The sequence below is a fragment of the Pseudomonas sp. NPDC086278 genome (assembly GCF_050280905.1).
GTDB lineage: Bacteria > Pseudomonadota > Gammaproteobacteria > Pseudomonadales > Pseudomonadaceae > Aquipseudomonas.
Window position 1 is genome coordinate 39,687 of sequence record NZ_JBNNWE010000013.1, and the last position, 23,677, is coordinate 63,363.

The window sequence follows — 23,677 nt, forward strand, 5'->3', positions numbered from 1 at the left end:
GCATCCCCTCGGTCCCGAGTGAACCGAGCAATCCGGATCAGCTCAAACCTTGAACTTGCCCACCAGCATCTGCAAATGCGTGCCCAGCCGCGCCAGTTCTATGCTGGACGCCGCTGTCTCTTCACTCGCCGCCGAGGTCTGCTCGGACACATCGCGTACGTTCAGCACGCTGCGGTTGATCTCTTCCGCGACCGCGGTCTGCTGCTCGGCCGCCGCCGCGATCTGCTGGTTCATCGACTGAATCGCCGACACGGTGCGGGTGATGCTTTCCAGCGAGCCGCCGGCGCGTCGGGTCAATTCGACGCTGCTGTCGGTCAGCGCGCGGCTGTTGTCCATGATGGTCGCGACTTGCTGGGTGCCGTTTTGCAGGCCGACGATCAGCTCCTCAATCTCTTCGGTGGACTTCTGCGTACGCTGGGCGAGGCTGCGGACTTCGTCGGCAACCACCGCAAAACCACGACCGGCCTCACCGGCACGGGCGGCTTCAATGGCGGCGTTGAGCGCCAGCAGGTTGGTTTGTTGTGCGACCGACTTGATCACATCGAGCACGCTGCCGATCTTGTCGCTCTCGCGCTTCAGGTCGCCCATGGCGGCAGTGGAATTGCCCACTTCAAGGGCCAGACGTTCGATCTGGGCGATGGCTTCGCCCACCACCCGGTCACCCTCGCGGGCTTGCTGATCGGCGGCGACAGCGGCTTCTGAGGCTTCCTCGGCGTTGCGCGCGACTTCCTGCACCGTGGCGGTCATTTCGTTCATTGCGGTCGCCACCTGGTCGGTCTCGACCTTCTGGCTGTTGACCCCGGCGCTGGTCTGTTCGGTGACGGCCGACAACTCTTCAGCGGCGCTGGCGATTTGCGTGACGCCCTCGCTGATGCCGCCGATCAGCTCGCGCAAGCCCAGGGTCATGCTCTGCATGGCGCGCTGCAATTGACCGAGTTCGTCGCGACGCTCGGAGATCAGGTTTTGCGTCAGGTCACCGCCGGCGACGCGCTCGGCGACTTTGAGGGTCTGGTTCAGCGGGATCACGATCTGACGCGTGATCGCCCACGCCGCCAGCATGCCGAAGGCCAACGCCAGGGCCGTCGTAAGCAGCAGCTTGTTTTGGGCGCTGGCCGCGTCGGTGTCGCGGACCGCGGTTTGCGACACGGTCAGTTTTTTGCTGGCGTCGAGCAGGATCTCGCCTTGCTCGCCCATGCGCTTGGCGGCTGCGGCGCTGGCGACCTGAGAGTCGCGGAACTGGCTGACGGCGGCCCGATACGCCTTGAGCGATTCGGTGGCTTGTTGCAGGTTGGCGAGGTGCTGTTCCGGCAGTTTGGCCGGCAGGCTGTCGAGATTTTTCAGCGCGTTGTCGATGGCATCCAGCGCCGGCTGTTCGGCCTCGGTCTTGCCGCTGTAGGTGTAGCCGCGCACCTGGAAGCGCGCTTGCTGAATCAGTTTGCTCAGGTCGACCACGCTGTTGAAGGCGGCGACGCTCTCGCCTTGCAGCATGGATTTTTCAACTTCGGCGATCCGCGCCACGGCGTTGTCGGCAGTGGCGCCGAGTTTGCTGCGGGCATCTTCGCGGTTGGCGCCGGCCTGAGTCATGGCGGTGAATGCTTGTCTGTACTGGCTGACGGCGGCCAATTGCTGGTCGATCATCGCCACGTCAGCCGGTTGCTCGATCAGTTTGCGCGCGGTTTGCAGGCTGGCATCGAGCTGGTTCAGCAGGTCGTTGACGGCGGTCGGGCCTTGTTCGCCCCGACGCATTTCGTAGTCCAGACGTGCCAGGCGCAGGTCTTTGGTCTGCTCATTGAGGCTGGAGATAAACCCGAGTTTGTCGCCCCGGCTCATGATCCCGGTCATGCCGGTCCAGCCGGTAAAAGTGATCAGCAACGTCAGCAGCAGCACCAGACCGAAGCCGATTCCCAGCTTGCGATTGACGCTTACGTTTCCCAGATTCTCGGCCAGCCAACGGTACATGCTGCTACTCCCTCGGACCACAAATTGGTTTTATGGGAGTTATATCGGCGGCCTGGCCGGAATCTGTAGGTTATGTGGCTTGCTGGATTTATTAGAAGAGCCGGGCGAGCAGCGCGGTGACGGCGGTTTCGACGCGCAGGATGCGCTCGCCGAGTTGCACCGGTTGCAGGCCGGATTTGCCCAGCAGCTCGATTTCGTAAGGGATCCAGCCGCCTTCGGGGCCGATCGCCAGCGTCACCGGCTCGTCCAGGCCACGGGGGCAGGGCGGGTAGGGGCCGGGGTGGCCGACGAGGCCAAGTGTGCCGTGGGTCATGGCCGGCAGGCGGTCTTCAACGAACGGCTTGAAGCGTTTCTCGATGACGATGTCCGGCAGCACCGTGTCGCGTGCCTGCTCAAGGCCGAGGATCAGTTGCTCGCGAATCGCCTCTGGCTCCAGAAACGGCGTTTGCCAGAAGCTCTTCTCGACGCGGTAGCTGTTGACCAAGACGATTCGCGGCACACCCATTGCGGCCACGGTCTGAAACACCCTGCGCAGCATTTTCGGACGCGGCAGGGCCAACACCAGCGTCAGCGGCAGCTTGGTCGGCGGCGGTTGATCGAGGGTAACGCGCAGCTCGGCTTCGTCGGCGTCCAGGCGCAGCACTTGCGCCGAGCCCATCAAACCGCCAATACGCCCGACGCGCAGGCTGTCGCCCACCACTGAACGGTGGACGTCCTGCATGTGCGTCAGCCGACGATCACGCAGGATCACCCGGTCGGCCGCAATGAAGTCGGCTTCTTCGAGCAGCAGCAGGTTCACGGCTGGGTCGCTGGCGGTTGGTCGTTGTGATCGTCAACCGGTTGGTCGTCGGGGTGCTCGCCGCGCTTGCTGATCAGGCTGCCAAACAGGATGCCGATCTCGAACAGCAGCCACATCGGCACCGCGAGCAAGGTCTGCGAGAAGATGTCCGGCGGGGTCAGGATCATGCCGACCACGAAGCAGCCGATGATTACGTACGGGCGGATTTTCTTCAGGTATTTGACGTCGACTACGCCGATCCACACCAGCAGCACCACGGCCACCGGGATTTCGAACGCCACGCCGAAGGCGAAGAACAGCGTCATGACGAAATCGAGGTAGCTGGTGATGTCGGTCATCATCTCCACGCCGGCCGGGGTGGCAGCGGCGAAGAATTTGAAGATCAGCGGGAACACCAGGTAATAGGCGAACGCCATGCCGGTGTAGAACAGCAAGATGCTGGACATCAGCAACGGCACCGCGATGCGCTTTTCGTGCTTGTACAGGCCAGGTGCGATGAAGCCCCAGATCTGATGCAGGATCACCGGGATCGCCAGGAACAGCGAGACCATCATCGTCAGTTTCAGCGGCGTCAGGAACGGCGACGACACGTCGGTGGCGATCATCGTCGCGCCGACCGGCAAATACTGGCGCAGCGGCGTCGAGACGAAGGTGTAGATCTGCTGGGTGAAGGCAAACAACCCGGCGAAGATGATGAAAATCGCCGCTACACAACGCAGCAGGCGGGTACGCAACTCGGTGAGGTGCGAAACCAGCGGCATGTGCTGGTCGTTTTCAGGGAGATCGCTCATGGGGCTCGCGGCGGCAGTGTAGGGTCATGAGGGGCCGGCGCAACTGGCGTGGCCGCAGGGGTAACAGGTTCAACCGACGGTGTTGCAACAACCGGGGCCGGTTCTGCTGCGGCCGCAGCAGGTTCGACCGCAGCGGGAGCATGAATGGTCTGCTGCGCCACCGGTTCAACGGGCTGAACCGGTGTGGCTTCCTGTTGAGTCGGCGTGAAGATCTTTCGCGCCTCCTGCTCCAGCGACAGAATGTGCTCGTTGTGCAGTTGCCGACGAATCTCGTCGGCACCGATTTCACGTTCAACTTCCTGTTTGATCGCGTTGAAGCTGCGCTTCAGACGCCCGACCCACAGGCCGGCGGTGCGCGCAGCACCCGGCAGACGCTCGGGGCCCAGCACCAGCAGGGCAACGAGGCCGACGAGCAGCAGTTCAGAGAAGCTGATACCAAACATTAGTCAGTGCTCACACGTCTTTGCGGATCGGCTCTTCGACTTTTTGCGCCTGCACGTCGATGGTGTGCGGCGGGTTCACCGGTGCGGCCTGAGGCTGGACAGGTGGAACCGGTGAAGCCGGGGTCACGGTCGGATCGACAGGCTTGTCTTCATCGTTCATGGCTTTGCGAAAGCCCTTGATCGATTCGCCGACGTCAGTGCCAAGGTTTTTCAGTTTCTTGGTACCAAACACCAGCACGACGACAACCAGGATGACGATCCAGTGTTTCCAGTCAAAAATGCCCATGTTGCTGCTCCTCTCAAATAATTGTTCAGGCGGACGGGCGCGAGGCTTTCTCGGCGTGTCCGGACAGACCGAAACGACGGTCCAGTTCATCGAGCACAGCCTGTGGATGCTGCCCCAGTTGGGCGAGCATGACCATGCTGTGGAACCACAGGTCGGCGGTCTCGTAGATCACATCGCTGCAGTCACCGCTGACGGCGGCGTCCTTGGCGGCAATGATGGTTTCGACCGACTCTTCGCCGACTTTCTCCAGAATCTTGTTCAGACCCTTGTGATACAGGCTGGCGACATACGAGCTGTCGGCGGCGGCGCCTTTGCGCGCCTCCAGCACCTCGGCCAGTCGGGTCAATGTGTCACTCATGGGAATGTCCTGCGCTGTAGATGGCGTGCGGATCTTTGAGCACCGGGTCGACGGTTGTCCAGTCGCCGTTCTCGAAGACGCGATAGAAGCAGCTCTGGCGGCCGGTATGACAGGCGATGTCGCCGATCTGCTCGACCAGCAGAATGATCACGTCGGCGTCGCAGTCCAGGCGCATCTCATGCAGGGTTTGCACGTGGCCGGACTCTTCGCCCTTGCGCCACAGCTTGCCACGGGAACGCGACCAGTAAACGGCGCGGTGCTCGGCGGCGGTCAGTTCCAGCGCTTCACGGTTCATCCAGGCCATCATCAGCACGCGCCCGGTTTTGTGATCCTGTGCGATCGCGGGCACCAGGCCGTCTGCGTCCCACTTGATCTCGTCCAGCCAGTTTTTCATCTTCGACTCCGATGCGGGCTCACACTTCATCAATCGAGGCCCACGTGAAATTCAGCGTTGAAACAGTGTGCCAGCGTGTGACGTGACTGGCTATCGGCGAACGACCAGATACAAACCGACCGCCACCATGATCCCGGCTGGCCAATGCCCCAATTCACCCAGCGGCCCGCCGGCCAGCAAAATCGCGCCACCGGCCAGATGCGCGCAGCCGAGCAGGCGCAGGAACCAGTCGTCCTTGCGTTTGTGCCACGGTGGCGGCGGGTCGTAGGCGTGGGGTTGGGACATGCGTTCGAGCAGGTCGCGGGCCATGTTGGCCAGATGCGGCAGCTGTTCGAACTGGCTCTGCACGTTGCCGATCAAGGCTTTGGGGCTCACGCGTTCGCGCATCCAGCGTTCGAGGAACGGCTGCGCGGTGTTCCACAGATCGAGGTCCGGGTACAGCTGACGGCCCAGGCCTTCGATGTTCAGCAAGGTTTTTTGCAGCAGCACCAGTTGCGGCTGCACTTCCATGTTGAAGCGTCGAGCAGTCTGGAACAGGCGCATCAGCACCTGACCGAATGAAATATCTTTTAACGGTTTTTCGAAGATCGGTTCGCAAACCGTACGGATCGCCGCTTCGAATTCGTTGAGTTTGGTTTCCGCCGGCACCCAGCCCGAATCGATGTGCAACTGCGCGACGCGACGGTAATCGCGTTTGAAGAAGGCGAACAGGTTGCGCGCCAGGTAATCCTGATCTTCCGGGGTCAGGCTGCCGACAATGCCGCAGTCGATCGCAATGTATTGCGGGCTCCACGGGTTCACGGTGCTGACAAAGATGTTGCCCGGGTGCATGTCGGCGTGGAAAAAGCTGTCGCGAAACACCTGGGTGAAGAAGATTTCGACACCGCGTTCGGCGAGCATTTTCATGTCGGTACGCTGATCGGCCAGGGTCGCGAGGTCCGTCACCTGAATGCCGTAGATGCGTTCCATCACCAACACTTTCGGCCGGCACCAGTCCCAATAGACCTGCGGCACATACAGCAGCGGCGAACCTTCGAAGTTGCGTTTCAACTGGCTGGCGTTGGCCGCCTCGCGCAGCAGGTCGAGTTCGTCGTAGATGGTTTTTTCGTAGTCCTGCACCACGTCCACCGGGTGCAGCAGCCGCGCGTCAGCCGAGAGTTTTTCGGCGGCGCGGGCGAGGATGAACAGCCACGCCAGGTCCTGCTTGATGATCGGCTTCAATCCCGGGCGTATCACTTTGACGACCACTTCTTCGCCGGACTTCAATTGCGCGGCATGCACCTGGGCCACCGACGCCGAGGCCAGCGGTTCGACGTCGAAACGGCTGAACACTTCACTGATCTTTTTGCCGAGCTGTTCTTCGATCAGCCTGACCGACAGTTGCGAGTCGAACGGCGGCACGCGGTCCTGCAGTTTCATCAGCTCGTCGGCAATGTCTTCCGGCAGCAGGTCGCGGCGGGTGGACAGAATCTGCCCGAACTTGATGAAGATCGGCCCCAGGTCCTGCAACGCCAGGCGCAATCGCGCGCCACGGCTCAGTTCCAGCGGCTTGCGCGGGAACCAGCGCCACGGCAAGGCGTAGCGCAGCGCCAGCAGAAACCACGGCAGCGGCAGGGCGAACAGCAGGTCATCGAGGCGGTAGCGAATCACAACGCGCTGGATGCGCAACAAACGGCGGACGGCAAGCAGCTTCATGCGTTATCGCTTGGGTCGAGGGATCGGGAAAGGCGCTCGAAACGCGCCTCGAGACGTTCCAGATCGAGTTTGATCTGGTCCAGTTCACTGAAGCGGGCTTCGGCTTCGCGCTGACCGACGAGGGTGCGCGATTCTTCGGCCAGGTATTCGCCCAGGTTCTGATTGAGGCTGGCGAACCCTTGCTGATACCAGCGTGCGCGGCTGCGCAGGTGACCGCCGACCAATTGCGTGGCGACCGGGCCGAGCCAGCGCGAGAGTTCGTACTCCCAGTCCAGCTCAAGGTCCTGGAGGATCGCCGCCAGTTCCAGCAGCACGCCGCTGTCGCCGTCGAGTTCGACTTCAGGGCCGTGCAGGATGGCGGTTTTGTCCTTGCTCAGCGCCAGTTTCAACAGGCTCGAGGCCGGTGCACGCAAGGTGCAGTCGGCGCCGGTTTCCCAGTGGGAGGCGAGCATCAGGCCTTCGTCGCTGGGCAGGATGAACAGTTGCAGCGCCGGGCTGCGGCAGTCGACGGCAATGACCCTGCCGCTCAAATGCGCCAGCCGTGGCAGCGCCGTGCTGTCGAGGCGAAGCACCCGGTTCAGACCGAGTTCAACGCTGGCGAGCAGGCCGGCCAGCAACATCAGGGTTTGATGCCGCGGTGCAGGGCGACGATGCCTGCCGTCATGTTGTGGTAGGTGACGCGGTCGAAACCGGCCTCGACCATCATCGATTTCAGGGTTTCCTGATTCGGGTGCATGCGGATCGATTCGGCCAGGTAACGATAGCTTTCCGAATCGTTGGTGATCAGCTTGCCCATCAGTGGCATGAAGGCGAACGAGTAGGCGTCGTAGGCCTTGGACATCAGCGCGTTGGTCGGCTTGGAGAATTCCAGCACCAGCAAACGCCCGCCTGGCTTGAGCACGCGCAGCATCGAGCGCAGCGCGTCTTCTTTATGAGTGACGTTACGCAGGCCGAAGGCGATGGTCACGCAATCGAAATGGTTGTCCGGGAACGGCAGCTTTTCCGCGTCGGCCTGGACGAATTCGACGTTGCCGGCGACACCGAGGTCCAGCAAGCGGTCACGACCGACCTTGAGCATGGATTCGTTGATGTCGGCCAACACCACCTGGCCGGTCGGGCCGACGAGGTGCGAGAACTTCCTGGTCAGGTCGCCGGTACCGCCAGCGATGTCCAGCACGCGGTTGCCGGTACGAACGCCCGACAGTTCGATTGCAAAACGCTTCCACAAACGGTGCATGCCGCCCGACAGGAGGTCGTTCATCAAGTCGTACTTGGCCGCTACCGAATGGAAAACCTCAGCGACTTTTTCCGCTTTTTGGCTTTCCGGAACGTTTTTGAAGCCGAAGTGAGTGGTGGGTTCGGCATCGCTGCCTTTGCGCTGATCAGTCATATCGCTGTCACCAGAAGAGAATGCGGGACATTCTAATCCCGGTGGCCTGCTTTGTCTTGGCAAGGCTGAAGGTAAGATGGGCAACCGCCGGGACGTTTTGCCGCAGCGACGGTCAAGATGCTTCAGGAAAGTATTCATCAAACAGGAGTCATTCGATGGCCCGTATTAGTGTTGAGCGTGCCCACGACCTGGGTAAGGAAGCGGCCCGCGAGAAGGCCGACAAGTTGGCGCAGAAGTTGTCCGATCAATATGGCCTGGAGCCGCAGTGGTCAGGCGACACCCTGAACCTGAAGCGTTCGGGTGTGAAAGGTGCGGTGCATGTGGGTGAGGATTCGATCAGGGTCGATGTTGAGCTGGGCATGTTGATGTCGGCCATGAGCGGCACGATCAAGGCGGAAATCGAAAAAGCGCTGGATAAAGCCCTGGTCTGATTTGCGATTGAAATGAGTTTGCCTTGTGGGAGCGGGCTTGCTCGCGAATGCGCTCTGTCGGTCAACATCTCGGTCGACTGACAGCCCGCATTCGCGAGCAATCCCGCTCCCACAGTTTTTTGCGGCGTGCCCCCGGTTTTATGTCAGTTGTTAGGGTGCCGTTTCTAATTTTTCTCCCTACTTTGTGCACGAGCCCGACACTTTCGCGGGCAGTTCCTCAAACCTTCTGCGCGTGAGGTGCACCATGGCCAAAGTTATTTTGAAGAAAAAAATCGACGCTTCGACAACTGCTCTGGGCGACGTCAAATCCTATGCCCGCAAGATCTGGCTGGCAGGCCTGGGTGCCTACGCCAAGGTCGGCCAAGAGGGTAACGATTACTTTCAAGAGTTGATCAAGGCTGGTCAAACTGTTGAAAAGAAAGGCAAAAAGGTAGTGGCAGAAAAACTTGAAGCCGCTAACGCCGAGATCGATGACGCGAAGGGTGAAGTCAGCACTTTCAAAGGCAAGGTCGAAGTGCAACTCGACAAGGTCGAGAAGGCTTTCGACTCGCGTGTAGCGAGCGCCTTGAATCGTATCGGCATTCCGTCTAAACATGACGTTGAGACACTGTCTGCTAAGCTCGATGAGTTGACGGCATTGCTCGAACGCGTCGCGCGTAAATCTTAAGGAGAACGGGATGGCTGGTAAAAAGAATACTGACAAAGAAGGCAGCTCGTGGATTGGGAAGGTCGAAGACTACTCCCGCAAAATCTGGCTGGCTGGTTTAGGCGTGTACTCGAAGATCGACACTGACGGCAGCAAGCTCTTCGATACATTGGTTAAAGACGGCGAGAAAGCCGAGAAGCTCACCAAGAGCGCCGTCGGCAAGAAAGTTGATGCCGCCAAGGACTCCGCGTCCTCGGCCAAGTCACGCATCACTGGCGTTAAAGATCGTGCGCTGGGCAAGTGGGATGAGCTGGAAGGGGCTTTCGACAAGCGCCTGAACAGCGCCATTTCGCGCCTCGGTGTTCCGAGCCGCAACGAAGTCAAGGCGCTGCACAGCAAGGTCGATACCCTGACCCGGCAAATCGAGAAACTCACCGGTGCCAAGGTTGCGCCTGTTGCGACGAAAACCGCAGCAGCCAAACCGGCCGCTAAAACGGCGGCTGCCAAACCAGCAGCCAAATCCGCTGCCAAGCCATTGGTGAAAGCCGCTGCCAAAGCAGTTGCCAAGCCCGCGGCAAAAGTCGCTGCGAAAACCGCCGCCGCTAAACCGGCAGCCAAGGCAGCCGTCAAGGCCGCGGCCAAACCGGTTGCCGCCGCCAAAGCAGCGGCAAAACCTGCCGCCAAGTCAGCCGCTAAACCGGCTGCCAAACCTGCTGCTAAAACCGCAGCGGCCAAACCGGCGGCCAAGCCAGCGGCGAAACCTGCCGCAGCGAAAAAGCCCGCAGTTAAAAAACCGGTAGCGCCTAAAGCGGCTGCACCAAAACCAGCAGTGGCCGCCGCCAAACCGGCAGCAGCCCCGGCCAGCACCGCGAACTCCGCCAGCGCGCCGACATCTGCTGCCACCCCGACTGCCGCGCCAGCTTCATCGACGCCAACCAGTCAGTCCTGATTTCAGGACTCAAAAAAACGCCCGGCCTGTAAAGGTCGGGCGTTTTTTTATGCGCGGATTAATGAGCACCGAAGATCCACTGTGGGAGCGGGCTTGCTCGCGAAAGCGCTCTGTCAGTTAACCAAGATGTTGGCTGACACGACGCCTTCGCGAGCAAGCCCGCTCCCACAGGGGATTACTCGTGTTCTTCGAGGTATTGCAGCGCCAGTTGCTCGGTCGCTGCCTTGATCGGCGGCAACAAATGCGGCGCCACCAGCATCATGATCTGATAAACCACCAGCCGCACTTCACCCTCGCGATCCAGAATCCGCTGATAGTCCAGCGAGAACAGCAGCGTCATGGTGATCTGCTCCACCAACTGCCCCAACGCCTGCGTATCGCTGACCAACTGCCCCTGAGCCTTCAACCGCGCCAGTAACGAAGCCAGCGTGCGCTTCAGGGCATTGAGCAGGTTGCGGATGCCTTTGGCCAGTTTGGGCAAGCGTCCGGCGAGATTCGACAAGTCCTGGAACAGAAACCGATAGTGCGCCAGGCGCTCGACGATCAAGTGCAGGAACAACCAGTAATCTTCTGGCGCCAACTCCACGTCCGATGGCGGGTCGAGCAGCGGCGCCAACTCCGCCTGGAAGCGTTCGAACAACCCGAGAATCAGCGGCTCCTTGCCGTGAAAGTGGTAGTAGAGATTGCCCGGGCTGATCCCCATTTCGTTGGCAACTTCCATGGTCGAGACGTTCGGCTCGCCCTTCTGATTGAACAACTGCAAAGCACATTCGAGAATCCGGTCGCGGGTTTTCATCCAGTCTTCTTAAGGGTTCGTTGAGCGTCAGCGCACTCGCACATAAGTGCCGGGTGCTGCCTCCATCGGTGGATAGTTCTGGTTGCCTAGGGGCATGTGGGTTTCCTTGAGTGCGCCGGAGCGTTCGTGTATCCAGCCCAGCCACTGCGTCCACCAGCTGCCGTCCGTTTGCTTGGCGTCGTAATACCAGGCCCGAGGGTCGCTACTGAGTTTCGCGCTCTCGACGTAGTTGGCTTTCGGGTTGCCCGGCGGGTTGAGAATGCTCTGCACATGACCGCTATTGGACAGCACGAAGCGCCGCTCACCCCCCAGCAACAGGGTTGAACGGTACACCGCGTCCCACGGCGTGATGTGGTCGTTGATGCCGGCCACGCTGAAGCTGTCGACGGTGACCTTCTGCAAATCAATCGGCGTGCCGCACACTTCGAGGCCGCCCGGATGGGTCAGCGGGTTGTGCTTGAAGAAGTCCAGCAGGTCGCCATGAAACGCTGCCGGCAGGCGCGTGTTGTCGTTGTTCCAGTAGAGAATGTCGAACGCCGGCGGCTCTTTGCCCAGCAGGTAGTTGTTGACGAAGTAGTTCCAGATCAAGTCGTTGGGGCGCATCCAGGCGAAGATCTTGGCCATGTCGCGCCCGTCCAGCACGCCTTTCTGGTAAGACCGGCGTTTCGCGGCTTCCAGGGTTTGCTCATCGGCGAAGAGCGTGGCCGGGCTGTCCATCTGGCTGTCGAGCAAACTGACCAGATAGGTCGCGCTCGATACTCGGCGCAGCTGTCGCTTGGCCTGCAAGTGACCTTGCAGCGCCGCAATGGTCAACCCGCCGGCGCAAGCACCCATCAGGTTCACTTCCCGCGCCCCCGTGATCGCCCGGCACACATTCATCGCTTCTTCCACGGCTTCGACGTAGGTCGACAGGCCCCATTCGCGGTGGCGCACATCCGGGTTGCGCCAGCTGATCATGAAGGTCTGCAAGCTGTTTTTCAGGGCGTACTGGACAAAGCTGTTGCCGGGGCTGAGGTCGAAAATGTAGTACTTGTTGATCTGCGGCGGCACCACCAGCAGCGGCCTGGAATACTGTTTTTCGCTCATCGGCTTGTACTGGATCAGCTCCAGCAATTCATTGCGAAACACCACGGCGCCGGTAGTGGTGGCGACGGTCTTGCCGACTTCGAACGCTTGCTTGCTGACTTGCCGGGGCAAGCCGTCGTTGTGCAGGAGATCGTCGACCAGGTGACTGATGCCGCGCACCAGGCTATTGCCGCCGGAGTTGAAAATCTCCTTGATCGCCAGCGGATTGAGCAAAGTGTTGGACGGTGCCACGGCGTCGTTGAGCAGGGCGAAGGCAAAGTGGGCGCGGGCGCGATCGTCCGGGCTCATGTCGCTTTCGTCGATCCAGCTTTTGACCTGTTTCTGCCAGCTCAGGTAGGCCTGCAGGCTGCGCCGATAAAACGGATTGAGCGCCCACGCGGGGTCGTGAAAACGACTGTCCTGCGGGTTGGTCGGGTACAGGGTTTCACCGAGCAGGACGCGGCCCAGTTGACCGCCGAATTTCAATACGTGCCTGGCACTGTGCACCGGGTTGCGCAAACCGTGGGCGGCGACGCTGCGCAAGGTCGACAGCAAGTCCCGGCCGCGCAGCCCGGTGATCGCACTTTGTGCGTTGATGAACGCGGCGGGAGTGGGCAAAAAGTCCCTTGTTGGTTTTTCGCGCATGACTCAACACTCCTTCGTCTTCAGGCCAAATACAAACACACCGAACCAGAACACCATAGACGCTGTTGTGGCTTGTTGCCCGGCCGGCGTCCTGCCGACCCTGTCCATCTGCAAGAGCAGGGGTGGCTAACCGCCCAATGGCGTCGGATGCGGATGCATCACGGCGCGCTGCCGTTCTTCTTCCAGGAATTTCATGATGATCGGCGCCACGGCTTCGGCGCGGGTGATCAGGAACAAGTGCCCGTCATCGATGATGTGCAACTGGGCGTTGGGAATTCGCCACGCCAGCATGCGCATGTTGATCAGCGGGATCAGCGGGTCGTCATCGCCGGCCAGTACCAGCGTTGGCTGGTGAATCTTGTGCAGCCAGTGGATGCTGGTCCAGCCGAAGCCTGCGAACAGCTGCCAGTAGTAACCGAGTTTGCCGGCCGAGCGCACTTTCGCGGCATGGCTGGCGGCCAGCGTCGGGTCGCGCCGGAACGAGCCGCCGTAGATCATCGGTGCAATCCGGATCACGTGCGACGGCTGGATGTAGCGCCGTGGACTGGCCATCATCCACAGCACTTTCGGCTTGCCCGGGACCATGACCGCGCCGGCCGCCGTGGCCGCCAGCACCAGTTTCTTGCAGCGTTCGGGGTAGTCGTAGGCGAACTGCTGGGCAAGCGCACCCCCCCACGACACGCCGATCACATTGACCTGTCCGTAATCGAGATAGTCGAGCATCCGCGCCGTGAGCTTGGCCAGCCCCGGAAAGCGGTACGGCCGGTTCGGCGTCGACGAACCGCCGACACCGGGTACGTCGAAAGCGATGACTTCCAGGTCCGGGTCCAGCGCCGCGACAAACGGAAATACCAGCTCCAGGTTGGCGCCGATGCCGTTGAAAATCAGCAAGGGCGTCAAGTGAGGCTTGCCGGGGCGTACCGCTGTGCGGAGGGTCTGGCCATCCAGGTCGACGGTACGGAATATGAACGGTTGCGGCATGCTTCAAGCCCTGTGGGTGAATTCATCCCCAATCCCTTGTGGGAGCGGGCCTGTGGCGAGGGGGCTTGCCCCCGTGGGGGTGCGAAGCGCACCTGAAACCAGTCAACACGGTCTTATAGTCAGAAAGTGCTGACTGATTGACGACTGCTTCGCAGTCGAACGGGCGATGCGGCATTCCGACCATCCCCCTCGCCACACAAGCCCGCTCCTGCAAGAGCGTGGGGTGTGTCAGTTACCGCTCGTGTACGTAGGTGCCCGGCGCTGCTTCACCGGCGGTATAGGTTTTGTTGCCCAGGCTGGTCGGCGACTTCTTCAGCTTGCCCGAGCGTTCTGCTTGCCAGGCCTGCCAGTGCAGCCACCAGGAGTCAGTGTGTTTGGTGGAGTTTTCCTGCCAGTCCTCAGCCTTGGCCTGCATTTCGGTGCTGGTCATGTAGCGCGATTTCGGGTTGCCCGGCGGGTTCAGAATGCTCTGGATATGGCCGCTGCTGGACAAGACGAACTCGACCTTGCCGCCAAACAATTGCGCCGACTTGTAGCAGGACTTCCACGGCGTGATGTGGTCGTTGGTGCCGGCCAGGGAAAAGATGTCGGCCGTGACCTGCTTCAGGTCGATCGCCGTGCCGCACACTTCCAGTGCATTCGGGCGAATCAGTGGATTACTTTTGAACATCTCGATCAGGTCGCCGTGGAACGCGGCGGGCAACCGGGTGGTGTCGTTGTTCCAGAACAGGATGTCGAACACCGGCGGCTCGTTGCCCAACAAGTAGTTGTTGACCCAGTAGTTCCAGATCAGGTCGTTGGGGCGCATCCAGGCGAAGACCTTGGCCATGTCGCGACCTTCCAGCACCCCGGCCTGATACGAATGGCGCTTGGCCGCTTCCAGGGTCTGTTCGTCCACAAACAGCGCGACGTCGCTGTCCAGCGTGGTATCCAGCACGCTGACCAGCAGCGTCAGGGCGTTGACCTTCTTCTCGCCGATTGCCGCGTAATGGCCCAGCAGCGCGGTGCAGGTGATGCCGCCGGAGCACGCGCCGAGCATGTTGATGTCTTTGCTGCCGGTGATTGCGGTGACCACGTCGACCGCTTCCTTGAGCGCCTCGATATAGGTCGACAGGCCCCACTCGCGCTGCTCCTTGGTCGGGTTGCGCCAGCTGACGATGAACGTCTGCACATTGTTGCGCAGGCAGAAACGCGCCAGGCTCTTGTCCGGGCTCAAGTCGAATACGTAGAACTTGTTGATCTGCGGCGGCACCACCAGCAGCGGGCGCTCGTGGACTTGCTCGGTGATCGGCCGGTACTGGATTAGCTCCAGCACGTCGTTGCGAAATACCACCGCGCCTTCGGTCACGCCCAGGCTCTTGCCGACTTCGAACGCGCCCATGTTGACCTGGCTCGGCATGCCGCCGTTGTGGACCATGTCTTTGGCCAGGTGCGAGAGGCCGTCGAGCAGACTCTTGCCGCCGGTTTCGAAGAAGCGTTTGACCGCTGCCGGGTTGGCCGCACTGTTGGTCGGCGCCATGGCTTCGGTCATGAGGTTGATTACAAAGTGCCCGCGAGCGACATCCTTGGGCGGCAGGTTGCTGTCATCGATCCAGGTGTGGAGTTCCTTGCGCCACGCCAGGTAAGTCTGCAAATAACGTTTATAGAGCGGGTTCTGACTCCAGGCCGGATCAGCGAAGCGACGGTCTTCGGGGGTCGGTTGAAGCTCGGATTTGCCGAACAACACGTTCTTCAGTTCAAGGCCGAAATGGGCGACATGCTTTGCACTGTGAATCGGTTGTTTGATGGCTTGCCTGAGCACCATCCGAGCAGAAGCCAGTAGATCCTTTCCACGCAGCCCAACGACAGGATTCAGCCCCAAGGTGTTTTCCGAGGCTTGAGACTTCAAGTCATCGTTATTTTTGTTACTCATCTACGACGCTCCATTGTCCTGAGACGAGTACCCGGTTCCTGCTGGGTAGTCCCACAGCCATTGCCAGGTACTGCTGCTCGGGTGACCGTTAATTCTGCATCGCTGCTTTATGGCAGAGAGCACTGCAGGGAACTTGCCAGCTCCATTGGTTACCCGAGTTTAATTTTTTTCGCAAGCGGGCCAATCATTGACCCTGGAGCGGAGCATTCAAACAGATGGAATTAGAAACTGCGCTCTAAAGAACGAGAGGCCCGAACTAGAGCATCAGCTTGACGATGGACTGGTTCGGGTCACGGGTTTTTCCGGCGGCTTTGAGCTCGGCAAGATAATCGTTCCAGAGATCCTCCTGGCGCACGCCCAACTGGTACAGGTATTCCCAAGTGAACAGGCCGCTGTCGTGGCCGTCGTCGAAGGTCAATTTCAGTGCGTACTGACCGGCCGGTTCTACCTTGCTCAGGCCGACGCCGATCTTGCCAAACTGGAGGACAGGTTTGCCGTGGCCCTGGACCTCGGCGGACGGCGAGTGCACGCGCAAGAACTCGGCGGGCAGGTGATGCTCCTCGCCCGACGCGTATTTCAGCGACAGGGTTTTCGAGGCTTTGTGCAGTTTGATATCGGTGGGGAGTTGGGTCATGACCGGCAATCCATTGGTGTGGGCGAGCTCGGTGCAAATGTGGGAGCGGGCTTGTTGTGGCAAGCCCTCTCACCACAACAAGCCCCGCTCCCTCAGGGGGCGTTCGCCTGAAAGTATGGCTTACAGAATGTAGCGGGACAGGTCTTCGTTCTGCGCCAATTCGCCGAGGTGGCTGTTGACGTAGTCGGCGTCGATCATGATCACCTTGCCATCGTGGGCGCTGGCCAGGTCGCCGGCACTGAACGACACCTCTTCCAGCAGGCGCTCCAGCAGCGTATGCAAGCGGCGGGCACCGATGTTCTCGGTTTTCTCGTTGACCTGCCACGCGATCTCGGCGATACGCTTGATGCCGTCCGGCTGGAACTCGATGGCCAGGCCTTCGGTTTTCAGCAGGGCGCAATATTGCTCGGTGAGCGAGGCATGCGGCTCGCTGAGAATGCGTTCGAAGTCTTCCGGCGTCAGCGCCTTGAGCTCGACACGAATCGGCAGGCGACCTTGCAGCTCGGGCACCAGATCGCTCGGCTTGCTGAGGTGGAATGCACCGGAGGCGATGAACAGGATGTGGTCAGTCTTGACCATGCCCAGTTTGGTGTTGACGGTGCAGCCTTCGATCAGCGGCAGCAAGTCGCGCTGCACGCCTTCACGGGACACGTCGACGCCACCGGAGTTGCCGCGCTTGGCGACTTTGTCGATTTCGTCGATGAAGACGATGCCGTGCTGCTCGACCGCTTCCAGTGCCTTGGCCTTCAACTCTTCTTCGTTGACCAGGCGACCGGCTTCTTCGTCGCGCACCAGTTTCAATGCTTCTTTGACCTTGAGCTTGCGGCTCTTCTTCTTGCCCTTGCCCATGTTGGCGAACAGGCTTTGCAACTGGTTGGTCATCTCTTCCATGCCCGGCGGCGCGGAAATATCGACGCCCGCCACTTCGGCGACTTCGATTTCGATTTCCTTGTCATCCAGCTGACCTTCGCGCAGGCGCTTGCGGAACAGTTGGCGGGTGTTGGAATCGCCGGCCGGTGCCGAGTCGTCGTTGCTGAAACCCATGCGTGCCGGTGGCAGCAGGGCGTCGAGGATGCGCTCTTCGGCGGCATCTTCGGCGCGATGGCGGACCTTGGTCATTTCCTGTTCGCGCAGCAATTTGATCGCGGCGTCAGCCAGGTCACGGATGATCGATTCGACGTCGCGGCCGACGTAGCCGACTTCGGTGAACTTGGTCGCTTCGACTTTGATGAATGGCGCATTGGCCAGTTTGGCCAGGCGACGGGCGATCTCGGTTTTGCCGACACCGGTCGGGCCGATCATCAGGATGTTCTTTGGCGTGACCTCGACGCGCAGCTCTTCCGGCAGCTGCATCCGGCGCCAGCGGTTACGCAGCGCGATGGCGACGGCGCGCTTGGCATCGTCCTGGCCGATGATATGGCGATTGAGTTCGTGGACGATTTCACGGGGAGTCATGGACATAGTAATTGGCGGTCCTCAAGCAAGAATGAGCCGTGGCACAAAGGCCGGCTTACTCAGCGAGGTCCTGCTCCTCAATGGTGAAGGTATGGTTGGTGAATACGCAGATGTCGCCGGCGATGCCGAGTGCGGTTTCGACGATTTCGCGGGCCGACAGATCGGTTTTCTTCAGCAGTGCGCTGGCAGCGGCCTGGGCGTAACCGCCGCCGGAACCCATGGCGATCAGGCCTTCTTCGGGTTCCACCACGTCGCCGTTGCCGGTGATGATCAGGGACGCGTCTTTGTTGGCGACCGCGAGCATGGCTTCGAGGCGGCTGAGGGAACGGTCGGTGCGCCATTCCTTGGCGAGCTCGACGGCTGCGCGAACGAGGTGACCCTGGTGTTTTTCCAGCTGGCCTTCGAAACGCTCGAAGAGGGTGAAGGCGTCAGCGGTGGCCCCGGCAAAACCGGCAATGACCTGGCCGTGGTACAGGCGACGAACTTTCTTCGCGTTGCCTTTCATCACGGTATTGCCGAGAGAAACCTGGCCGTCGCCGCCCATGACGACTTTGCCGTGGCGGCGAACTGAAACGATGGTGGTCAAGGGAGAGTCTCCACGCAGCGGGGCGAAAATGCCTTATGCCAACTCATATGGGGGTGGTAGCGGGTTTTTCAACTGCGCGGCGGGAGAGGGGACGAGCGGCGAAGTTGCAGGAAGAGGTGTGGTGCGAGTGCTGCCGCCATTCGCGAGCAAGCCCGCTCCCACCCTGGGGCTGTGTGGTTGGCAGGTTCTATGGCAAACGAAGAATCAATGTGGCAGCGGGCTTGCTCGCGAAGGCGGCGACCCGCTGCTTCAGGTCGCCCACTCCATTTGTCCCACCATTAACGGCTCAAACGCTGCTCTTTAACGGCTCTGGCGTTGTTGTAACAACAGGTTGCTAAACCCTGCGCCGGCCAGTTGTTTCTGCGCCGTGGTCAGTTGTTCGCGGTTGCTGAACGGGCCGACCAGTACCCGATACCAGGTCTCGTCCTTCACGGTGCCGGACTCAACCGCTACCGCCTGCCCGAGAAGAATGATCTGCGCCCGAACCTTGTCCGCATCGGCCTCCTTGCGGAAGGAGCCGGCCTGCAGGAAGAACTTGGTCACCGGCGCCGCTTTGGAAACCGGTGGTGCTGGCGGCGGTGTAATCCCTGACAGGGCGGCCTGAGCCCGCGCCGTATCGATCTTCGCCGCCTCCGCAGGGGTGACCGGTGTGGTCGGTACTTGCGGCGTCGGCAGGGTTTTCTCCGGCACGGCGTCTGGCGGCACGATCACTTCCGATTCCGGGAGCAAGGTGTAGAAATCGTACTTCGGCTTGACCGGTTGCGTCGGGCTTGGCGGGGTCTTGTTGGCCTCGGCGATCTTGGTGGCTTTCTGTTGCTGCTCGACTTTCTCTCGCTTGACCGTGTCACTGCCCTTGCCCGGCTCCAGCTTCATCAGGAACACAATGAACGCGCCGACGGTCAGGCCGATCGCCATCCACAGCCAACCCGGAATCGGTTGCTTTGCAGGGGCTTGGTAACGGCTGGCGCCACGCTTGGGTGCAGGTTTTTTCTTGGCAGCCAACTTACATACGCTCCAGAGTTTCCAGACCCAACAGTTCCAGGCCTTGCTTGAGAGTGCGGCCGGTCAGCGCGGCGAGGCGCAGACGGCTTTGCATTTGCGCCGGGGTGTCGGCGCTGAGGATTGGGCAGTTCTCGTAGAAGCTGGAGAACAGACCGGCGACATCGTACAGGTAGGTGCAGAGGATGTGCGGCGTGCCTTTCTCCGACACGCTGTTCAGCACTTCGCCGAACTGCGCGAGCTTGGCCGCCAACTCGTGTTCGTGCGCCGCTTCGAGGACGATCTGACCTTCGACTGCGCTGAAGTCCTTGCCCAGCTTGCGGAACACACCGGCCACGCGCGTGTAGGCATAGAGCAAGTACGGTGCGGTGTTGCCTTCGAAGTTCAGCATCAGGTCGAAGTTGAAGCTGTAGTCGCTGGTGCGGTGCTTGGACAGGTCGGCGTATTTCACCGCGCCAATGCCCACCACCTTGGCGATGTTGCGCAATTCCGCCTCGGCCAGCTCCGGGTTCTTGTCCTTCACCAGGGTGTAGGCGCGTTCCCGGGCTTCGGTCAGCAGGTCGATCAGTTTTACGGTGCCGCCATCACGGGTCTTGAACGGGCGGCCATCGGCGCCGTTCATGGTGCCGAAACCCATGTGTTCCATTTCCATCGGGTGCGTCACGAAACCGGCCTTGCGGGCCACCGCGAACACTTGCTGGAAATGCAGCGCCTGACGCTGGTCGACGAAGTACAACGCCCGATCCGCCTTGAGCGTGCCGCTGCGATAACGCACGGCCGCCAGGTCAGTGGTGGCGTAGAGGTAGCCGCCGTCGGCCTTGACGATGATCACCGGCAGCGGGTCGCCGTCGGCGTTTTTGAACTCGTCGAGGAACACACACTGCGCGCCGTTGCTTTCCACCAGCATGCCGGCGGCCTTGAGGTCGTTGACCACGTTGACCAGATCATCGTTGTAGGCGCTTTCGCCCATCACGTCGGCCATGGTCAGTTTGACGTTCAGCAGTTCGTAGATTTTCTGGCAATGCGACAGCGAGATGTCTTTGAACTTGGTCCACAGCGCCAGGCAGTCCGGGTCGCCGGCTTGCAGCTTGACCACCAGGCCACGGGCACGGTCGGCGAACTCTTCGGATTCGTCGAAGCGTTGCTTGGCGGCGCGGTAGAAGTTTTCCAGGTCCGACAGCTCGTCGCTGGTGATCGGGTTTTCCTGAAGGTAGGCCATCAGCATGCCGAACTGGGTGCCCCAGTCGCCGACGTGGTTCTGACGGATCACTTCGTCGCCGAGGAACTCCAGCACGCGAGCCACGCCGTCGCCGATGATGGTCGAACGCAAGTGGCCGACGTGCATCTCTTTGGCCAGGTTCGGTGCCGACAGGTCGACAACGGTGCGCTGTACCGGGCCGGCCTTGCGCACGCCGACGTGCTTGTCGGCCAAAGCGGCGTCCAGGCGCGAAGCCAGGGCGTCAGTGTTCTGGAAGAAGTTCAGAAAGCCCGGGCCGGCGATTTCGGTCTTGGTGACGTTTTCATCGGCCGGCAGCGCGGCGATGATTTTCTCGGCCAGATCCCGTGGTTTCATGCCGGCCGGTTTGGCCAGCATCATCGCGATGTTGCTGGCGAAGTCGCCGTTTTTCTTGTCGCGGGAATTTTCCACCTGGATCGCCGGCGACAGGCCTTCAGGCAACACACCTTCGTTGACGAGTTGGGTGATGGCTTGTTGGATCAGCTGGCGAATGGTGTCTTTCATGGTGTTCTCTTTCGACCGCAAGCGCGGCGGCGCTTCGATGCGCTGGTGGAAAAACTGGGCATTATCCGTGGCCCGGACGTGCTTGCCAACTATAGCGGGCAGGTTATGGATATGTGGTGACAAATAGGGCCTCTTCGCGAGCAAGCCCGCTCCCACACTGGATCGGCGGCGTTCACACGTTATGTGTCTGGCACAACCCCCACAGTGGATCGGCGGTGTACGGCAAATGTGGACTTGACCCAAGCCCCCAGTGGGAGCGGGCTTGCTCGCGAAAGCGCTCTATCAATCAATACAAATCGACAGGATCGACATCCAGCGACCAGCGCACCGACCGCCCGCTCGGCATTTGCTCCAGCGCCAGCAGCCAATGGCTTAACAGACGATGCAACGGCGCCCGCGCCGTAGCCTGCAACAACAATTGCGCACGATAACGCCCGGCCCGTCGCTCCATCGGAGCCGGCACCGGACCCAGCAATTCGACGCCGGTCAGATTCAACGCGGCCAGCAAATGCTCGGCCTCGCTGCAGGCCTCATCCAGAAAACCTTCCGCCTGCCCCGGTTTGTGCGCTTCGGCGCGCAGCAACGCCAAATGTGCAAACGGCGGCAACCCGGCGGAGCGACGCTCGCTCAATGCCTGCTCGGCGAACGCGAAATACCCCTGCTCGGTCAGTTGCACCAGCAGCGGATGGTCCGCCAAGTGCGTCTGGATGATCACCCGGCCCGGCTCCTCGGCTCGGCCCGCGCGCCCGGCCACTTGGACGATCAGCTGCGCCATGCGCTCGCTGGCGCGGAAGTCGCCGGAAAACAATCCGCCGTCGGCATCGAGAATCGATACCAGCGTCACCCGTGGAAAGTGATGCCCTTTGGCGAGCATCTGCGTGCCCACCAGAATGCACGGCTGGCCCTTCTGAATCGTTGCGAATAACTGGTTCATCGCGTCTTTGCGCGACGTGCTGTCACGGTCGACCCGCAGCACCGGGACGTCCGGGAACAGGATCGCGAGGCGTTCTTCGGCGCGTTCGGTGCCGGCGCCGACGGGCCGCAAATCGACCTTGCCGCATTTCGGACAATGCCGGGGCACCCGCTCGACGTAGCCGCAATGGTGGCAGCGCAGTTCGCCGGAGCGCTGGTGCACGGTCATCCGCGCATCGCAGCGTTGGCACTCGGACATCCAGCCGCAATCGTGGCAGAGCAGCGTCGGGGCAAAGCCGCGACGGTTGAGAAACACCAATACTTGTTGGCCGGCCGCCAGGGTCTGGCCGATGGCTTGCTGCATCGGCCCGGAAATGCCGCTGTCCAGCGGACGGCTTTTCACGTCCAGGCGCAGGAAACGCGGCTGTTTGGCGCCGCCTGCGCGCTCGTTGAGACGCAACAGCCCATAGCGGCCGGTGTAGGCGTTGTGCAGGCTTTCCAGCGACGGCGTGGCAGAGCCGAGCACAATCGGGATGTTTTCCTGGCGCGCGCGCACCAGTGCCAGGTCGCGGGCGTGATAGCGCAAGCCTTCCTGCTGTTTATAAGAGCCGTCGTGCTCTTCGTCGATGATGATCAGGCCGGGGTTTTTCATCGGCGTGAACAGCGCCGAGCGGGTGCCGATAATAATGTCGGCGTCGCCATCACGGGCCGCGAGCCACGCTTCGAGGCGCTCGCGGTCGTTGACCGCCGAGTGAATCAGGGCGATGCGCGCATTGAAGCGCTGCTCGAAACGCGCCAGGGTCTGCGGACCGAGGTTGATCTCCGGGATCAACACCAGCGCCTGCTTGCCGGCTTCGAGGGTTTCGCGGATCAGTTGCAAATAGACTTCGGTCTTGCCGCTGCCGGTGACGCCCGCCAGCAGGAACGCGTGATAACTGTCGAAGCCTGCGCGAATCGCTTCATACGCGGCACGCTGTTCCGGGTTGAGCGGCAGTTCCGGCTGCGCCAGCCAGCGCTCGTGGCGCGCTTCGGGGGCGTGCTTGCGGATTTCGACCTGCACCAGTTCTTTGGCCAGCAACAAGTCCAGGCTGTCTTTGCTCAGCATCAGCTTGCTGAGCAACTGATGGGCGACACCGTGAGGATGTTGCGCCAGCGTCGCCAGTGCTTCACGTTGACGCGGCGCCCGGGCAATGCGCGGGTCATCAAGGCTGGCGCCGGGGGCGGCGGACCAGAAGCGTTCCTGGCGCGCTTCCGCCAGTTCACCCTGGCGCAGCAGCACCGGCAGCGCCCAGCTCAAGGTGTCGCCGAGGCTGTGCTGGTAATACTGGGACGTCCACAGGCACAGCTTGAACAGCGCCGGCGGCAGCGGCGGCGTGGCGTCGAGCAGCGCCAGCGCCGGTTTGAGCTTTTCCAGCGGCACGTCGCTGTGGTCGGTGACCTCCACCAGGATGCCGATCATTTCCCGTCGCCCGAACGGCACCCGCAGGCGCATCCCCGGCTGCAACTGGTCGCGCAGGATCCCGGCCGGGGCACGGTAATCGAACAGGCGGCGCAGGGGCGAAGGCAGGGCGAGGCGCAAAATGGCGTCGGGCACGCGGGGGATTCTCTTTGGACGGGCAATAAATGGAAGGCATTGCGCATAACCTGTGGGAGCGGGCTTGCTCGCGAAGGCGTTGGGTCAGGCGACATAAATGCCGACTGATAGGCCCTCTTCGCGAGCAAGCCCGCTCCCACAGGGATGCTGCTAAGTGCCGGGAGCCTAGCAGACGACCGGTTTAAGGGACAGCTTGCGCGATTGTCAATGTCTGGT

At 61.2% G+C, this 23,677-nt stretch carries 23 protein-coding genes and 1 pseudogene; 3 read left to right on the forward strand and 21 right to left on the reverse strand.

All coding sequences use genetic code 11. The features are described 5' to 3' along the window. Positions 1-42 precede the first annotated feature (42 nt). From ACQKP4_RS06315 to ubiE, 11 genes and pseudogenes are all read right to left on the reverse strand, one after another. Entirely contained in the window at positions 43-915 is an 873-nt protein-coding gene (locus tag ACQKP4_RS06315) for a methyl-accepting chemotaxis protein (RefSeq protein ID WP_427631488.1), read from the reverse strand. Further along, positions 901-1,959: pseudogene (locus ACQKP4_RS06320) on the reverse strand (methyl-accepting chemotaxis protein); the annotation flags it as partial. The pseudogene ACQKP4_RS06320 and the gene ACQKP4_RS06315, both read right to left, overlap by 15 nt. 91 nt (positions 1,960-2,050) lie before the next feature. Next, positions 2,051-2,758 carry a 16S rRNA (uracil(1498)-N(3))-methyltransferase gene (locus ACQKP4_RS06325; protein ID WP_427631421.1) on the reverse strand — a complete coding sequence of 236 codons (708 nt, stop codon included), beginning with the start codon at positions 2,756-2,758 and terminating at the stop codon, positions 2,051-2,053. Next, positions 2,755-3,549, reverse strand: a complete 795-nt coding sequence (gene tatC / locus ACQKP4_RS06330; protein WP_427631423.1) for a twin-arginine translocase subunit TatC — start codon at positions 3,547-3,549, stop codon at positions 2,755-2,757. The genes ACQKP4_RS06325 and tatC overlap by 4 nt, the downstream gene beginning before the upstream one ends. Continuing rightward, on the reverse strand, positions 3,546-3,992 hold the full coding sequence (gene tatB / locus ACQKP4_RS06335; protein WP_427631425.1) for a Sec-independent protein translocase protein TatB: 447 nt from the start codon (positions 3,990-3,992) through the stop codon (positions 3,546-3,548). Before tatB ends, tatC begins: the two co-directional genes overlap by 4 nt. 10 nt (positions 3,993-4,002) lie before the next feature. Continuing rightward, positions 4,003-4,278 (reverse strand): twin-arginine translocase TatA/TatE family subunit, encoded by a 276-nt coding sequence (locus tag ACQKP4_RS06340; RefSeq protein WP_427631427.1) that lies wholly within the window; start codon positions 4,276-4,278, stop codon positions 4,003-4,005. Between the two features lie 25 nt (positions 4,279-4,303). After that, on the reverse strand, positions 4,304-4,636 hold the full coding sequence (locus ACQKP4_RS06345; protein ID WP_085725457.1) for a phosphoribosyl-ATP diphosphatase: 333 nt from the start codon (positions 4,634-4,636) through the stop codon (positions 4,304-4,306). Continuing rightward, the gene (hisI, locus tag ACQKP4_RS06350) at positions 4,629-5,030 is read right to left on the reverse strand and encodes a phosphoribosyl-AMP cyclohydrolase (protein ID WP_427631429.1); all 402 of its coding nucleotides are present in this window, start codon (positions 5,028-5,030) and stop codon (positions 4,629-4,631) included. The genes ACQKP4_RS06345 and hisI overlap by 8 nt, the downstream gene beginning before the upstream one ends. A 90-nt stretch (positions 5,031-5,120) precedes the next feature. Beyond that, a complete protein-coding gene (gene ubiB / locus ACQKP4_RS06355; RefSeq protein ID WP_427631431.1) occupies positions 5,121-6,725 on the reverse strand; it encodes a ubiquinone biosynthesis regulatory protein kinase UbiB in 1,605 nt (534 codons plus the stop codon). Further along, a complete protein-coding gene (locus ACQKP4_RS06360; RefSeq protein ID WP_427631433.1) occupies positions 6,722-7,345 on the reverse strand; it encodes a ubiquinone biosynthesis accessory factor UbiJ in 624 nt (207 codons plus the stop codon). Before ACQKP4_RS06360 ends, ubiB begins: the two co-directional genes overlap by 4 nt. Beyond that, complete coding sequence (gene ubiE, locus ACQKP4_RS06365; RefSeq protein ID WP_007989286.1) at positions 7,345-8,115, reverse strand: bifunctional demethylmenaquinone methyltransferase/2-methoxy-6-polyprenyl-1,4-benzoquinol methylase UbiE; 771 nt, start codon at positions 8,113-8,115, stop codon at positions 7,345-7,347. The genes ACQKP4_RS06360 and ubiE overlap by 1 nt, the downstream gene beginning before the upstream one ends. A gap of 155 nt (positions 8,116-8,270) precedes the next feature. Between ubiE and ACQKP4_RS06370 the strand changes: the two genes are divergently transcribed. The 3 genes from ACQKP4_RS06370 (at position 8,271) to ACQKP4_RS06380 (ending at position 10,141) form a co-directional block, all read left to right on the forward strand. Next, positions 8,271-8,546, forward strand: coding sequence for a polyhydroxyalkanoic acid system family protein (locus tag ACQKP4_RS06370; RefSeq protein ID WP_427631435.1), 276 nt, complete (start codon positions 8,271-8,273; stop codon positions 8,544-8,546). A gap of 244 nt (positions 8,547-8,790) precedes the next feature. After that, positions 8,791-9,213, forward strand: coding sequence for a phasin family protein (locus ACQKP4_RS06375; protein WP_427631437.1), 423 nt, complete (start codon positions 8,791-8,793; stop codon positions 9,211-9,213). Between the two features lie 10 nt (positions 9,214-9,223). Next, on the forward strand, positions 9,224-10,141 hold the full coding sequence (locus tag ACQKP4_RS06380) for a phasin family protein (protein ID WP_427631438.1): 918 nt from the start codon (positions 9,224-9,226) through the stop codon (positions 10,139-10,141). Between the two features lie 175 nt (positions 10,142-10,316). On the opposite strand, the gene ACQKP4_RS06385 is transcribed toward ACQKP4_RS06380, so the two are convergent. The 10 genes from ACQKP4_RS06385 to ACQKP4_RS06430 form a co-directional block, all read right to left on the reverse strand. Beyond that, entirely contained in the window at positions 10,317-10,937 is a 621-nt protein-coding gene (locus ACQKP4_RS06385; RefSeq protein WP_427631440.1) for a TetR/AcrR family transcriptional regulator, read from the reverse strand. Between the two features lie 27 nt (positions 10,938-10,964). Next, positions 10,965-12,647 (reverse strand): class II poly(R)-hydroxyalkanoic acid synthase, encoded by a 1,683-nt coding sequence (gene phaC / locus ACQKP4_RS06390; RefSeq protein WP_427631442.1) that lies wholly within the window; start codon positions 12,645-12,647, stop codon positions 10,965-10,967. Between the two features lie 126 nt (positions 12,648-12,773). Continuing rightward, entirely contained in the window at positions 12,774-13,628 is an 855-nt protein-coding gene (phaZ, locus tag ACQKP4_RS06395; protein WP_427631444.1) for a poly(3-hydroxyalkanoate) depolymerase, read from the reverse strand. A 232-nt stretch (positions 13,629-13,860) separates the two neighbouring features. Continuing rightward, positions 13,861-15,540, reverse strand: coding sequence for a class II poly(R)-hydroxyalkanoic acid synthase (phaC, locus tag ACQKP4_RS06400; protein ID WP_427631446.1), 1,680 nt, complete (start codon positions 15,538-15,540; stop codon positions 13,861-13,863). A 256-nt stretch (positions 15,541-15,796) separates the two neighbouring features. Further along, positions 15,797-16,174: a gamma-butyrobetaine hydroxylase-like domain-containing protein gene (locus ACQKP4_RS06405; RefSeq protein ID WP_427631448.1), complete on the reverse strand. Its 378-nt coding sequence runs from the start codon at positions 16,172-16,174 to the stop codon at positions 15,797-15,799. A gap of 120 nt (positions 16,175-16,294) precedes the next feature. Next, entirely contained in the window at positions 16,295-17,635 is a 1,341-nt protein-coding gene (gene hslU / locus ACQKP4_RS06410; protein WP_427631450.1) for an ATP-dependent protease ATPase subunit HslU, read from the reverse strand. Between the two features lie 49 nt (positions 17,636-17,684). Further along, positions 17,685-18,215 (reverse strand): ATP-dependent protease subunit HslV, encoded by a 531-nt coding sequence (gene hslV / locus ACQKP4_RS06415; RefSeq protein ID WP_007899242.1) that lies wholly within the window; start codon positions 18,213-18,215, stop codon positions 17,685-17,687. Positions 18,216-18,515: 300 nt separating this feature from the next. After that, a complete protein-coding gene (locus ACQKP4_RS06420; protein WP_427631452.1) occupies positions 18,516-19,217 on the reverse strand; it encodes an SPOR domain-containing protein in 702 nt (233 codons plus the stop codon). A gap of 1 nt (position 19,218) precedes the next feature. After that, positions 19,219-20,955, reverse strand: a complete 1,737-nt coding sequence (gene argS, locus ACQKP4_RS06425) for an arginine--tRNA ligase (RefSeq protein WP_427631454.1) — start codon at positions 20,953-20,955, stop codon at positions 19,219-19,221. A gap of 286 nt (positions 20,956-21,241) precedes the next feature. Next, positions 21,242-23,461: a primosomal protein N' gene (locus tag ACQKP4_RS06430; RefSeq protein ID WP_427631455.1), complete on the reverse strand. Its 2,220-nt coding sequence runs from the start codon at positions 23,459-23,461 to the stop codon at positions 21,242-21,244. Between the last annotated feature and the right edge of the window lie 216 nt (positions 23,462-23,677).

What these genes read in the sequence shown, in the direction of transcription:
- ACQKP4_RS06315 (WP_427631488.1), bottom strand. Translation starts at nt 915, where the DNA reads ATGCAGAGCATGACCCTGGGCTTGCGCGAGCTGATCGGCGGCATCAGC.
- tatC (WP_427631423.1), bottom strand. Translation starts at nt 3,549, where the DNA reads ATGAGCGATCTCCCTGAAAACGACCAGCACATGCCGCTGGTTTCGCAC.
- tatB (WP_427631425.1), bottom strand. Translation starts at nt 3,992, where the DNA reads ATGTTTGGTATCAGCTTCTCTGAACTGCTGCTCGTCGGCCTCGTTGCC.
- ACQKP4_RS06340 (WP_427631427.1), bottom strand. Translation starts at nt 4,278, where the DNA reads ATGGGCATTTTTGACTGGAAACACTGGATCGTCATCCTGGTTGTCGTC.
- ACQKP4_RS06345 (WP_085725457.1), bottom strand. Translation starts at nt 4,636, where the DNA reads ATGAGTGACACATTGACCCGACTGGCCGAGGTGCTGGAGGCGCGCAAA.
- hisI (WP_427631429.1), bottom strand. Translation starts at nt 5,030, where the DNA reads ATGAAAAACTGGCTGGACGAGATCAAGTGGGACGCAGACGGCCTGGTG.
- ubiB (WP_427631431.1), bottom strand. Translation starts at nt 6,725, where the DNA reads ATGAAGCTGCTTGCCGTCCGCCGTTTGTTGCGCATCCAGCGCGTTGTG.
- ACQKP4_RS06360 (WP_427631433.1), bottom strand. Translation starts at nt 7,345, where the DNA reads ATGTTGCTGGCCGGCCTGCTCGCCAGCGTTGAACTCGGTCTGAACCGG.
- ubiE (WP_007989286.1), bottom strand. Translation starts at nt 8,115, where the DNA reads ATGACTGATCAGCGCAAAGGCAGCGATGCCGAACCCACCACTCACTTC.
- ACQKP4_RS06370 (WP_427631435.1), top strand. Translation starts at nt 8,271, where the DNA reads ATGGCCCGTATTAGTGTTGAGCGTGCCCACGACCTGGGTAAGGAAGCG.
- ACQKP4_RS06375 (WP_427631437.1), top strand. Translation starts at nt 8,791, where the DNA reads ATGGCCAAAGTTATTTTGAAGAAAAAAATCGACGCTTCGACAACTGCT.
- ACQKP4_RS06380 (WP_427631438.1), top strand. Translation starts at nt 9,224, where the DNA reads ATGGCTGGTAAAAAGAATACTGACAAAGAAGGCAGCTCGTGGATTGGG.
- ACQKP4_RS06385 (WP_427631440.1), bottom strand. Translation starts at nt 10,937, where the DNA reads ATGAAAACCCGCGACCGGATTCTCGAATGTGCTTTGCAGTTGTTCAAT.
- phaC (WP_427631442.1), bottom strand. Translation starts at nt 12,647, where the DNA reads ATGCGCGAAAAACCAACAAGGGACTTTTTGCCCACTCCCGCCGCGTTC.
- phaZ (WP_427631444.1), bottom strand. Translation starts at nt 13,628, where the DNA reads ATGCCGCAACCGTTCATATTCCGTACCGTCGACCTGGATGGCCAGACC.
- phaC (WP_427631446.1), bottom strand. Translation starts at nt 15,540, where the DNA reads ATGAGTAACAAAAATAACGATGACTTGAAGTCTCAAGCCTCGGAAAAC.
- ACQKP4_RS06405 (WP_427631448.1), bottom strand. Translation starts at nt 16,174, where the DNA reads ATGACCCAACTCCCCACCGATATCAAACTGCACAAAGCCTCGAAAACC.
- hslU (WP_427631450.1), bottom strand. Translation starts at nt 17,635, where the DNA reads ATGTCCATGACTCCCCGTGAAATCGTCCACGAACTCAATCGCCATATC.
- argS (WP_427631454.1), bottom strand. Translation starts at nt 20,955, where the DNA reads ATGAAAGACACCATTCGCCAGCTGATCCAACAAGCCATCACCCAACTC.